The sequence below is a fragment of the Mesorhizobium sp. UC74_2 genome (assembly GCF_042701485.1).
Classification (GTDB): Bacteria; Pseudomonadota; Alphaproteobacteria; order Rhizobiales; family Rhizobiaceae; genus Mesorhizobium.
In genome coordinates, this window is record NZ_CP170562.1 from 1,880,844 (window position 1) to 1,893,153 (window position 12,310).

General features: G+C 63.1%; 8 protein-coding genes and 1 riboswitch. Of the genes, 2 read left to right on the forward strand and 6 right to left on the reverse strand.

Going from position 1 to position 12,310, the window contains the following annotated elements; genetic code table 11:
- Positions 1–18: 18 nt before the first annotated feature.
- Both ACFJIU_RS09060 and parE read right to left on the reverse strand, forming a co-directional pair.
- Complete coding sequence (locus ACFJIU_RS09060; protein ID WP_379070205.1) at positions 19–2,079, reverse strand: FUSC family protein; 2,061 nt, start codon at positions 2,077–2,079, stop codon at positions 19–21.
- Positions 2,080–2,124: 45 nt separating this feature from the next.
- Complete coding sequence (parE, locus tag ACFJIU_RS09065) at positions 2,125–4,191, reverse strand: DNA topoisomerase IV subunit B (protein WP_379070208.1); 2,067 nt, start codon at positions 4,189–4,191, stop codon at positions 2,125–2,127.
- Positions 4,192–4,407: 216 nt separating this feature from the next.
- On the opposite strand from parE, the gene ACFJIU_RS09070 reads away from it, so the two are divergent.
- Positions 4,408–5,580, forward strand: a complete 1,173-nt coding sequence (locus tag ACFJIU_RS09070) for a diguanylate cyclase (RefSeq protein WP_379070211.1) — start codon at positions 4,408–4,410, stop codon at positions 5,578–5,580.
- A 150-nt stretch (positions 5,581–5,730) separates the two neighbouring features.
- Here the strand turns inward: ACFJIU_RS09070 and gcvP are convergent, their stop codons facing one another.
- The 4 genes from gcvP to ald all read right to left on the reverse strand — a co-directional run bounded on the left by gcvP (position 5,731) and on the right by ald (position 11,608).
- On the reverse strand, positions 5,731–8,544 hold the full coding sequence (gcvP, locus tag ACFJIU_RS09075; RefSeq protein ID WP_379070214.1) for an aminomethyl-transferring glycine dehydrogenase: 2,814 nt from the start codon (positions 8,542–8,544) through the stop codon (positions 5,731–5,733).
- A gap of 15 nt (positions 8,545–8,559) precedes the next feature.
- Positions 8,560–8,928 (reverse strand): glycine cleavage system protein GcvH, encoded by a 369-nt coding sequence (gcvH, locus tag ACFJIU_RS09080; RefSeq protein ID WP_101935430.1) that lies wholly within the window; start codon positions 8,926–8,928, stop codon positions 8,560–8,562.
- Between the two features lie 7 nt (positions 8,929–8,935).
- Entirely contained in the window at positions 8,936–10,036 is a 1,101-nt protein-coding gene (gene gcvT, locus ACFJIU_RS09085) for a glycine cleavage system aminomethyltransferase GcvT (RefSeq protein WP_379070218.1), read from the reverse strand.
- A gap of 153 nt (positions 10,037–10,189) precedes the next feature.
- Positions 10,190–10,276: riboswitch (glycine riboswitch) on the reverse strand.
- Positions 10,277–10,492: 216 nt separating this feature from the next.
- Positions 10,493–11,608 carry an alanine dehydrogenase gene (gene ald, locus ACFJIU_RS09090; protein WP_129414695.1) on the reverse strand — a complete coding sequence of 372 codons (1,116 nt, stop codon included), beginning with the start codon at positions 11,606–11,608 and terminating at the stop codon, positions 10,493–10,495.
- 159 nt (positions 11,609–11,767) lie between these two features.
- Between ald and ACFJIU_RS09095 the strand changes: the two genes are divergently transcribed.
- A complete protein-coding gene (locus ACFJIU_RS09095; protein ID WP_024924815.1) occupies positions 11,768–12,241 on the forward strand; it encodes an Lrp/AsnC family transcriptional regulator in 474 nt (157 codons plus the stop codon).
- Positions 12,242–12,310: the final 69 nt, after the last annotated feature.

The window sequence follows — 12,310 nt, forward strand, 5'->3', positions numbered from 1 at the left end:
GCCGAACAGCCGGTGATCCTAGTCCTTGCGGAAGAAATCCGGATAGTCTTCGGCGGCGGCGGCAACGACGCGTAGTGATGCTGCGACGCGCAACGCGTCCGGCGTACCGGTCGCGGCAATCGCAGCCGCGTCCGCGCGCATGGCGGCGATGCTGGCAATCCAGGACTCATTCGGCATGCGTACGAGCAGATTGCGCGCCAATTGCCTTAGAAAATCGCTGACGTTCTGCGTCATGGCTGACGGCAGGCCGCCGGCTTTCTGGTCGATACGCAGGCGTAGCAGTTCCAACCCCACCATCACGGATGCAACGCTGCCGTCGAACAGGCCTTCGCTCTTGCGACCGGCCTGCTGTACCAGTGGCATCATCTGATTGACGCGGTCGTAGGCAAGGCTTTCGAAGGCCGAGCGGCGCGGTATGCGATCATGCAGGCACAGTCGTACCAGATCCTCGCGCATGGCGCCGGCGATGCGGCGTGCTGTGGCGATCGGGTCGACGGGCAACACCACCATGAACACGCCGATGGCGATCAGGATGCCGACCAGGACCGAAATCGAGCCGGCGAAGAAGGCGACGGGATCGTAACTCATGCCCTGATGCGGATTAAGGAAGGCCAGGAAATTTATGGCGAAGGCGGTGGCGACGCCGACGAGCCGCGGGTTGGCCATGGCGAGAGCAGCAGGCACCAGTATGGGTACGACAAACAGCACGAACCAACCAAAGCCCGGCAGGGCCGGCAAGGCAAGCTGGCCGACGACAAAGGCAACGGGCAGCGCCAGCAACGTGCCTTTAAAGAACCCCCAGGAAACCTGGGCCGGATCCGGCCTGGATGCGAACAGGCTGGAGACAACAGCAACGAGGATCAATGTGCCGGCTGCCTCCGACCAGTGCGTGGCCAGCCAGAAACTGGCTACAAGCATGGTGGCTACCGTGGCACGGATGGCGTTGCGCCAGGCCGCATGATGATCGCGATGCACGATCAGGGCCGGCTGCCGGCGCTGTCGCATGGCTTTTTCCGTCGTCGGCCGTCGCACGGCATCGAGGCCGCGCAATACCTCGCGCAGCGATTGCGCAAATTCGCCGGCGACGGTGAGGCGGGTGATGGTTCCGACCGGATCTTCGCCTTCGCCTGCGGCGCCATTGGGAGCATGCAGGGCTTCGTTGGCAATCGTGGTGAGCCTTGCCTCCCAAAGCTTTGTGTTCTCGAGAGAATTCGGTGTGTCGACGAGCTCTCCGACAAGCGCCTTCAACTGTCCTCGTACCGGCAGGAGAGCGGCGTTCTGCGGGGCAGCATGGGCATGCAGCATTCGCGCGGCAGACAGAGCGGAGAGCAGATGGCCGATGGTCCGCCGCACCGGGTGCGCGCGTGTCGCCACGCTTGGCGCTTCCAGCCGGGCATAAGCGCGCATTTCGCCCAGCGTCTGCGTGTCGGCGACCAGCTTGCGGTAAAGGGCGTCGAGCTTGGCCGGTTCCGCACCCGCGAAGGCGCCGCGGGTATAGGCTGCTAGATCGAGGATGCAGCGTTCCAGGCGCGCCTTGATCGCCGAGCCGGCGAGACGCGGCAGGATCAGCCGGCTGGTGATCGCCGCACAGGCGATGCCGAGGATGATCTCCTCGCAGCGGGCGACCGCGAGATCCGTGATCAGGTGCGGCTGGCCGAAGGCTGGCAGGCCGACGATCATCGCGGTGTAGCCGGCAAGTGCTGCGCCGTAGGCTTCCGGGTTGCGCAGCAGCGACGAGACGAGCGTGCAGAGGCCGATCCAGAGCGAAAGAACCGCGACAAAGAGCCAGGGGTTGCCACCGAAGGCGAATGTGAACCCCATGGCGGCCACGGCGCCGACAACCGTCCCGATCAGCCGGTAGAAGCCTTTCGCAAGCACCATGCCGGCGACCGGCTGGGCGACGATGAACACGGTCATCATTGCCCATTGCGGGTGCTCGAGCTTGAGGGCGTAGGCCGCCAAAAGCGCGATCAGCCCGGCCGACGTGGTGCGCAGCGCGAAAATCCAGTCCGAGCGGGTTGGCTGAAGCGAGCCGGCGAATGTCGTGCCGACCCATTCCTTCAGCTTCGCCCAACTCACCACGTCATCTCCGCTCCCGGGGCGAAAACCGCCGGCCGAATGCTCTCAAATGTCCAAGGCGTCAGCGGCTGCGAATTCGGCGCGCTCCTGGATGAATCTGAAGCGTGCCTCGGGCTTGGTACCCATCAACGCATCGACGGCATCCTTGGTCACGGTCTCTTCATCCAGCACGTCGACCCGAAGCAAGGTACGCTTCCTCGGATCCATGGTGGTTTCCTTGAGCTGGCTCGCCATCATTTCGCCGAGGCCCTTGAAGCGGCCAAGCTCGACCTTGCCGCGGCCGGTGAATTCGGTGCGCAGCAATTCGTCCTTGTGCGCATCGTCGCGGGCGTAGGCGATCTTGCCGCCCTGACGCAGCGAATAGAGCGGCGGCACTGCCAGGAAGAGGTGACCGCCCCGGATAAGGTTGGGCATTTCCTGATAGAAGAAGGTGATCAGCAGCGAGGCGATGTGGGCACCGTCGACGTCGGCGTCGGTCATGATGATGACGCGGTCGTAGCGCAGGTCCTCATCGCGGTATTTCGAGCGCGTGCCGCAACCGAGCGCCTGGACGAGATCCGAAATCTGCTGGTTGGCGGCGAGCTTGTCGTTGCCCGCACTGGCGACGTTCAGGATCTTTCCACGCAGCGGCAGCACCGCCTGTATGGCTCGGTCACGCGCCTGCTTGGCCGAGCCACCGGCCGAGTCACCCTCGACGATGAACAGTTCCGCGCCCGCCGCCGCATTCTGCGTGCAGTCCGCGAGTTTGCCGGGCAGGCGCAGCTTGCGCACGGCGCTCTTGCGCGACACTTCCTTTTCCTGGCGCCGGCGCACACGCTCGTCGGCGCGGGCGATCACCCAGTCGAGCAGTTTCGAGGCTTCCTGCGGATTGTCGGCCAGCCAATGGTCGAACGGGTCGCGCAGCGCGGTTTCGACGATGCGCACCGCTTCAACCGTCGCCAGCTTGTCCTTGGTCTGGCCAACGAATTCCGGCTCGCGGATGAAAACCGAGAGCATGCCGGCGGCTGAAATCATCACGTCTTCCGAGGTGACGATGGACGCGCGCTTGTTGCCGACCAGATCGGCATAGGCGCGCAGGCCGCGCGTCAGCACGTTGCGGAAGCCCATTTCATGGGTGCCGCCTTCGCCGGTCGGGATGGTGTTGCAGTACGAGTTGAGGAAGCCGTCGCCGCCGTACCAGGTGACAGCCCATTCCACGGAGCCGTGGCCGCTCTGCTTCTCGCTTTTGCCCGTGAAGATTTCGCGCGTGACCTGCATCTCATCGCCGAGCGAAGCTTTCAGATAGTCACCGAGACCGCCAGGGAAATGGAATTCAGCCTTGGCCGGTGTCGGATCCTTGTCCTTGATCAGGGATGGATCGCACGACCAGCGAATGTTGACGCCGCCGAAGAGATAGGCCTTCGAGCGCGCCATCCGGTAGATACGGGCCGGTTCGAAATGCGCGCCCTTGCCGAAGATGTCGGGATCGGGATGGAAGCGGGTCCGTGTGCCGCGCCGATTCTGGACGTCGCCGAGGAATTCGAGCCCGCCTTGCGGGATGCCGCGCGAAAAGCGCTGGCGGTAGAGTTTGCGTCCGCGGGCGACCTCGACCTCAAGCTCGTCCGAAAGCGCATTGACCACCGAAACGCCGACGCCGTGCAGGCCGCCCGAGGTTTCATAAACCTTGGAATCGAACTTTCCGCCGGCATGAAGCGTGGTCATGATCACTTCCAGTGCCGACTTGTCCTTGAACTTGGGGTGCGGGTCGATTGGAATGCCGCGCCCGTTGTCGGTGACGGTGAGGAAGCCGTCGGCACCCAGTTCCACCTCGATGAAGGTTGCGTGGCCGGCGACTGCCTCGTCCATCGAATTGTCGATGACTTCGGCGAAGAGATGGTGCAGCGCTTTCTCATCGGTGCCACCGATGTACATGCCCGGCCGGCGTCTTACCGGTTCCAGTCCTTCCAGAACCTCGATATCGGCCGCGCTGTAGCCTTCGCTGCCGTCCTTGGCGGTGCTGCTCTGGGTGCGCTTTGCAGCCTGCACGAGCGGATCCGCAGGGCGCGAACTGGCGCGTGGCGGTTGTTGTGGCTGCTTGTCCGGATTGCCGAAAAGATCGTCCATTTCGTCCATGCGCTTTGAAAACGAATCAGGGAGTGATACTGCCATGTTTTGTGGGCTGGATCACAGCAGTTCGTGTTCCGTTCATGGCTTGGGCGTGCTCTACTCCGAATGGAGACGTCTCGTAAACCATCTGGTGACTTTCTCCTGAGCGTTCGAGCCAGATTGCCGCAAAATGGGCGACGATGGCGTACAGTGTACGCTGTTGTGATAGCGGGGAAGCGAACGATGCTGGACTATCAGTCCTTGCTGCTGGCAGCAGCATTGTCCGGCACATGTCTCAGCATAACCATGCTGGTGATCTGGAGCGCGATGCGCCAGAACCACTACTTCCTGACGGCCGCCGTCGGTCTGATCGTTATTGCCGCGCATGTCATCGCCTTCTGGCGCTACACCAGCGATCCTCAACCATGGATCGGCGCATTGCTGATGGCACTGCTGCCCAGCGGCTTCGCGCTGATCCTTGTCGCCGCCGGTCAGTTCTATGGTCACTTCCGTATTGCGCGCAGGGTCCTGGCAGTGATTGCGGCCTCTGTCCTGTCCACGACGCTCCTGATGATGGTAGGTCTCGATGGCCTCGCCTTCATGGTTGAATATGCCTTCGCCACGGTGCTTCTGGTGTGGATCGGCTGGCTTTTCTGGCAGGCCCGCGAGGAGTTTCCTGCTCTCATTACCTTGATGACCGCGCTGTTTGCGATCTGTGCAGCCTCGTTTGCCTTGTGCGGCCTGGTGCTTCTGTTCAACGGAAGCTGGGTGCTGGGCAAGGCTCCCGACAATTGGGCGGAGCGTATCAACATCATTGTTTCGGTGGCCTGTCTCACCGCGCTCGGTGCGCTTCCGATGACCATGCACAATCTGCGGATGGCTGCCCGGCATCGCAGCGAGGCATTGACCGATCCGCTGACCGGCCTGCAGAACCGCCGTGCCTTGATGGATGGCTATCCCGACAGGGCATTCGGCGAAGACCTGGCGGTCGTGATGTTCGATCTCGACCATTTCAAGAATACCAATGATGTCTACGGCCATTCCATCGGGGATGAGGTGCTGAAGCGCTTCGCGGATGTCATCAGAATGAACTTGCGAGCCGGAGACAGCGCATTCCGCCTTGGTGGCGAGGAGTTCGCGCTGGTGATCGCGCGTGTCGAAGGCAACTATGTCGAGGCTGCGGCACGCAGCATCCTGGCGGACCTCGCCGGACAGGAGATCCATACGCAAGTCGGTGTGCTGCGTTGCACGGTCAGCGCAGGCGTCGCGTTCGGTTCGATGAAGAGGGCGACATTGACAGAGATGCTGACCCGGGCCGACCGTGCTCTTTACCAGGCCAAACGCGCCGGCCGTAACAGGGTCGTCGTCGATGGCTGGATTACAGAGCAGGCGCGCCGGCCGGCGTTGCGCGCCTAGAGCGTTTTCATTCCTGGGAACGCGGAACGTTCCAGCTTTGGTCGTTGCACATTCCGGACGCAGAACCGCTGCACACTTTTGCAGGAATTGTTCCAAGAACCCCTCGCAACAAGGTTGCGAGGGGTTCTTGGATGGTCTGATTGCGGTGCCTTATTCGGCAGCGCCGAGATATTCCGACAGCGGCGGGCATGAGCAGACCAGGTTGCGGTCACCCGCGACATTGTCGATGCGGGACACCGGCGGCCAGTATTTGGCGGCGGTATCCGGATCTGCTGCAGGGTAGGCGGCCTCCATCCGCGAATAAGGATGAGCCCAATCGCCGGCAAGCGTCTCGGTTGCCGTGTGCGGAGCATTGACCAGAGGATTGTCTTCCTTCGGCCATTCACCGCTGGCAACCTTGCCGGCCTCGGTGGCGATCGAGATCATTGCTTCGCAGAACCGGTCGAGCTCGTGCTTGGGCTCGGATTCGGTCGGCTCCACCATCAACGTGCCCGCCACCGGCCACGACATGGTCGGCGCATGGAAGCCGTAGTCGATGAGGCGCTTGGCGACGTCGTCGACGGTGATGCCAGCGCTGTCCTTCAGTACGCGGGTGTCGAGGATGCATTCATGCGCGACGCGGCCGTTGCTACCCTTGTAGAGCACCGGATAATGCGGCTCGAGCCGCTTGGCGATGTAGTTGGCCGACAGGATCGCTGCCTCCGTCGCCTGCTTGAGGCCCTGAGCACCCATCATGCGGATATACATCCAGGTGATCGGCAGGATCGATGCGCTGCCGTAAGGCGCTGCAGAGACCGGGTAGTCCGTGCCAAGGTCGATGTGGCCGGGCAGGAATGGTGCCAGGTGCGACCTGACGCCGATCGGACCGACGCCGGGCCCGCCACCGCCATGCGGGATGCAGAAGGTCTTGTGCAGGTTCATGTGGCAGACGTCGCCGCCGATGTCACCCGGACGGGCGAGACCGACCAGCGCATTGAGGTTGGCGCCGTCGAGATAGACCTGTCCGCCATTGTCGTGGATGAGCTGGCACAATTCCTTCACCCCTTCCTCGAACACGCCATGCGTCGAAGGATAGGTGATCATCAGGGCGGAAAGGTTGGCGGCATGGGCAGCCACCTTGGCGCGCATGTCCTCCATGTCGATGTCGCCGCTTTCCATGCAGCGCACCACCACAACTTCCATTCCCGCCATAGCCGCGCTGGCCGGATTGGTGCCGTGCGCGGAGGAGGGGATGAGGCAGATGTTGCGGTGTGATTCGCCGCGTGAGGCGTGGTAGCGACGGATGGCCAGCAGGCCGGCATATTCGCCCTGGCTGCCTGCGTTCGGCTGCAGCGAAACCGCCTGGAAACCGGTGATTTCCGCCAGCCAGCGTTCAAGATCGTCGGTCATCGCCTTGTAGCCCTTCGAATGGGCCTTCGGCGCGAACGGATGCATGTTGGCGACGCTCGGCCAGCTGACCGGGATCATCTCGGCGGCGGCATTGAGCTTCATGGTGCAGGAACCGAGCGGGATCATGGTGCGGTCCAGCGCCAGATCCTTGTCTGCCAGCTTGCGCAGGAAGCGCATCATGTCGGTCTCGGAGCGGTTTTGATGGAAGACCGGCTGCGACAGGAAACCCTTCGCGGTGCGAGGCTTGCCAGGCAGGACGCGCTCCGCCTTTGCGGAAACCTCGGCACCGAACAGTGCGGCGATCGCCTGCAGGTCTGCTTCGGTCGAGGTCTCGTCAAAGCAGATGCCGACCAGGTCGTCGTTCACCATGCGCAGCAGGCGTCCATCGGCCTGAGCTTCCTTGGCTTTCGCCTTGGCTTGGCCCTTCAGTTCGACCGTCACCGTGTCGAAGCGGCTGCTGCCGAGGACAGTGTGCCCCTTGGCATTCAGAGCTGCGGCCAGTCGCGCCGTCAGACCATGAACGTGCTCGGCAATGGCCTGCAGGCCCTCCGGACCATGCCAGATCGCATAGGCCGTTGCCATGTTGGCCAGCAGCGCCTGCGCGGTGCAGATGTTGGAGGTCGCCTTGTCGCGGCGGATGTGCTGCTCGCGTGTCTGCAGGGCGAGGCGGAAGCCGGGCCGCCCCTTGGTGTCGACCGACTGACCGACCAGGCGGCCAGGCATCAGGCGGGTCAGTTTGTCCGAGACGGCGCAGTAGGCTGCGTGCGGACCGCCGAAGCCGATCGGCACGCCGAAGCGCTGCATGGAACCGACAGCGATGTCGGCGCCGAGACTGGCCGGCGTGTCGCTGACGGCCAGAGCCAGCGGGTCGGCGACGAAGATGACGACCGCGCCTGCGGCCTTTGCCTCGGCGATCTTGCCCGAATGGTCGCCATAGACGCCGTAGGTATCCGGCCAGGCGACGACGAGCGCTGCAGTGTTTTCGTCGATGGTGTCGCCGTCGACCTCGATACCGAGCGGCTCGGCACGGGTGACAACGACATCACGGGTCTGCGGATGCAGCTTGCCGGCGAAGGCTACCTTGACGCGTTTGTCGCGGTGATGGCGGAAAGCCATGCCGACTGCTTCGGCAAGCGCAGTCGCCTCATCCAGCAGCGAGGCGGATGCCACCGGCAGGCCGGTCAACTCCGTCACCAGCGTCTGGAAATTGAACAGCATCTCCAGGCGACCCTGGCTGATCTCGGCCTGGTAAGGCGTATAGGCGGTGTACCAGGCCGGATTCTCGAACAGGTTGCGCAGGATCACCGGCGGTGTGTGCGTGCCGTGATAGCCGAGGCCGACGAAGCTCTTCAGAACGACGTTGGTCGACATCTTTTCGGCGAGTTCGGCCAGGGCTTCCGCCTCTGAAGCGGCAGCCGGCAGGTCGAGCGGGCGGTCGAGCCGGATCGACTTCGGCACGGCCTGCGAGATCAGTGTTTCCACGGAAGGTACGCCGATCGTCGCCAGCATGGAGCGGGCATCGGTTACGCTCGGGCCAATATGCCGGGCGGAAAAAGGGTAGGGAGCAGCGGTCATGGTTTCACGTCCTGCTTAGCCGATATGGGCTTTGTAACCGGCTTCATCGAGAAGTCCGGCAAGCTGGCCCTCATCGGCGAGCTTCATCTTCCAGAGCCAGCCATCAGTGGTGGCAGCGGAGTTGACCAGTGCCGGGTCGCCCGACAGCGCGCCGTTCACTTCGGTGATCTCGCCATCGAGCGGTGCGTAGACGTCCGAAGCCGCCTTGACCGACTCGACGACGACAGCTGTGTCACCCTTGGCGAGCTTGCGGCCGACTTCCGGCAGGTCGACGAACACCAGATCGCCGAGCTGTTCCTGGGCATAGTCGGTGATGCCGACGGTAGCGACGTTGCCGTCGACGCTCAGCCACTCGTGATCTTCGGTGAAATAGGTCTTGGCCATGTGCAAATCATCCTTTGCGGTAACGGTGAGGCGTGAAGGGAAGGGCGCTGACCTCGACCGGAACCCTGGTTCCGCGAACGTCGGCGAACAGCTTGGTGCCGGCTTTGGCCAGCGGAGTGGAGACGTAACCCATGGCGACGGGGTGGCCAGCAGACGGGCCAAAACCGCCAGAGGTGACGGTGCCGGCCGGATTGTCGTCGGCGTCGAACAAGGCGGCACCGCCGCGTACTGGCTGGCGGCCCTCGGGCTTCAAGCCGACGCGTTTCCGGGAGGCACCCTTTTCGACGATGGCCCGCAGCGCTTCGGCGCCGATGAAGGTCCCGGACGCGCGGATTTCCTTCGGCACCGCCCACATCAAGGCGCCGCTTGCCGGATCCGTATCCGGGCTGATGTCGTTGCCGTGCAGGCAAAGGCCTGCTTCCAGCCGCAGGCTGTCGCGGGCGGCAAGGCCGATCCACATGGAGCGCTCGTCAGCCAGCAACTGACCGACCAATGCGCGCGCGTCGGCTTCCGGCAGGCCGATCTCGAAGCCGTCCTCACCTGTATAGCCGGAGCGGCTCATGAACCAGTTTGGCCTGGGCTCAAAACCATGCATGAAGGTGAGTGAACTGCCGTCGACCCCTGCTTTCATGAGGACGGCCTCGGCCTCGGGTCCCTGGATGGCGAGGAAGACACGGTCGAGCGGTTCGACCTTTGCGTCGAAATCCCCGGCCAGCGCCTTGAGATGCGCCTCGTCGGCAACCGCATTGCCGGCGTTGGCGACGACCATGAAGCGGTCGGCACCCAGCCGGGTGACGATCAGATCGTCGAGGATGCCTGCCTGGTCATTCAGGAAGAAGGTGAGCTTGGACTGCGAGACCTCAAGCGCCTCGGCGTCGATCGGGCAGGCGCGGTTGAGCAGGGCAGAGGCCCCGGCGCCGCTTACTGCAAACAGTTTCATATGCGAGATGTCGAACAGGCCGACATGCTCGCGTGTGTGCTGATGTTCCTTCATGACGCCGGCCGGATAGGTCAGCGGCATGGACCAGCCGGCAAAGGCACCGAATTTGGCGCCCGCAGCCTGATGCAGATCTTCGAGTGGAAGGGTCTTGGTGTCTTCGCCCGTCATGTCTTCTCCAGAGCAGCACAATGATCGGCCGCTGGATGCGACCGCTCCGTGCCCCTCTGTCTGAAGCCTGAGAACTCGCGCCCCGGAACCCTGTCGGAAGCGCTTACACCTTCGGCGCGAGGGTTTTGGTGCCCTCGACTTTCCAGAGTGTCTTTCCCGTCTACGGTTCTTTTGCCTGAGAGATTTCGGGCGATTTCCCCTTCGGCGGCAGCTTTCGCTGCTCTCTCCCGCAAACAGGTGAGGCCCCTCGCGAAGCCTCAGACGACTCATCCTTAGCTCGACCGCGACGGATTGTCACCTCTCCGCGACAGATTTTGTCGAGGCTTGAAACATCCCCGGCAGCCTTTGCACGGGAACGTGATTGCGCGAGCCTGCCGTTGCGCAAAAAAGAACCGCCGGAACGAGAACGCTCCGGCGGCATTGGGAGGACATCAGAACAGCGTTCGCCGTTGGTAACTAGGCGGCGAGGACGGCCTTCGGCTCGACCATCTCGTAGCCAAGCGCTTCGGCGACGGCTTTGTTGGTGATCTTGCCCTTGTGGACGTTGAGACCGTTGCGCAGGTGGTGGTCGTCAAGAATGGCCTTCAGGCCCTTGTCGGCCAGTTGCAGGCCGTAATGCAGGGTGGCGTTGTTCAGCGCATGCGCCGAAGTGACCGGCACGGCGCCAGGCATGTTGGCCACGCAATAGTGGATGATGTCGTCAACCACATAGGTCGGCTCGGCATGTGTGGTCGCGTGCGAGGTCTCGAAGCAGCCCCCCTGGTCGATGGCGACGTCGACGAGCACCGCGCCCTTCTTCATGCCCGACAGCATTTCGCGTGTGACAAGCTTAGGGGCAGCCGCGCCCGGGATCAGCACTGCACCGACTATGATATCGGCCGAGAAGCATTCTTCTTCCAGAGCCTCGACGGTGGAGTAGCGGGTGTGCACGCGGCCACCGAAGATGTCGTCGAGGTAGCGCAGGCGCGGGATCGAGCGGTCGAGGATGGTGACGTCGGCGCCAAGGCCGGCCGCCATCTTGGCCGCATGGAGGCCGACGACGCCGCCGCCGATGACGGCGACCTTGCCCGGCAGCACGCCCGGCACGCCGCCGAGCAGCACGCCACGGCCGCCATTGGCCTTCTGCAGCGCGGTCGCGCCGGCCTGGATCGACAGGCGGCCGGCGACCTCGGACATCGGCGCCAGCAGCGGCAGGCCGCCGCGGTCGTCCGTCACGGTCTCGTAGGCGACCGCGGTGACGCCGGAAGCGAGCAGGCCCTTGGTCTGTTCCGGATCCGGAGCAAGGTGGAGATAGGTGTAGAGGATCTGGCCTTCGCGCAGCTGCACCCACTCATTCGGCTGCGGCTCCTTGACCTTCACGATCATGTCGGACTTGGCGAACACGTCCGCTGCCGTCTTGGCGATGGCCGCGCCTGCCGCACGGTAAGCATTGTCGTCGGCGCCGATGCCGGCACCTGCACCGGTCTCGACCAGCACCTCGTGGCCATGCGCGACATATTCGCGGACCGAGCCCGGCGTCAGGCCGACCCGATATTCATGGTTCTTGATTTCCTTGGGGCAACCGACGCGCATAGTGAGTGATCTCCTCTTGGCCCTGGCGGACCTTCTCCCTGTAAGAGCAACAGTGAACCACCAATCGGGTTGCATGTGTTTGCGAATGCGCTTGCCGACAAGACCTCAATTCGCTAATCGTTGCGCAAAACCATCACTTTTTCGCAGGAATCGCGAAGAATGCCGCTCGACAAGATTGATATCGCTATTCTCGACACGCTTCAGAAGGATGGCAGGATACCGAATGCGGCGCTTGCCGAAAGGGTTGGCCTGTCGCAGTCGGCCTGCTCGCGACGGCTCGACAATCTGGAGAAATCCGGCGCCATTCGCGGCTATCATGCACGCCTGTCGAACGCAGCGCTTGGCCATCAAATGACGGCCATTGTGCATATATCGCTCTCCGGCCAGTTCGAGAAGACGCTTTCGGATTTCGAAACGGCGATAAAACGCTGCCCGAACGTGCTTTCCTGTCATCTGATGTCCGGCGAATACGACTATATCCTGCGCATCGCGGCGCGCGATCTGGCCGACTATGAGCGCATCCACAAGGAATGGCTGTCGGCCATGCCACATGTGACGAAGATCAACTCCTCCTTTGCATTGCGCGAAATCGTCGACCGCACGGCCATGGGTCTGAAGCCGGAAATGGCGTAGCCGGCGGTCTGAATTTCGGTACCGCTTGAAATTCCGTGTGTGCGCCCGCATGTTTGCTGCAATGCACAA

Coding starts and splice junctions, on each gene's coding strand:
- parE (WP_379070208.1), bottom strand. CDS start 4,191: ATGGACGAAATGGACGATCTTTTCGGCAATCCGGACAAGCAGCCACAA.
- ACFJIU_RS09070 (WP_379070211.1), top strand. CDS start 4,408: ATGCTGGACTATCAGTCCTTGCTGCTGGCAGCAGCATTGTCCGGCACA.
- gcvP (WP_379070214.1), bottom strand. CDS start 8,544: ATGACCGCTGCTCCCTACCCTTTTTCCGCCCGGCATATTGGCCCGAGC.
- gcvH (WP_101935430.1), bottom strand. CDS start 8,928: ATGGCCAAGACCTATTTCACCGAAGATCACGAGTGGCTGAGCGTCGAC.
- gcvT (WP_379070218.1), bottom strand. CDS start 10,036: ATGACGGGCGAAGACACCAAGACCCTTCCACTCGAAGATCTGCATCAG.
- ald (WP_129414695.1), bottom strand. CDS start 11,608: ATGCGCGTCGGTTGCCCCAAGGAAATCAAGAACCATGAATATCGGGTC.
- ACFJIU_RS09095 (WP_024924815.1), top strand. CDS start 11,768: ATGCCGCTCGACAAGATTGATATCGCTATTCTCGACACGCTTCAGAAG.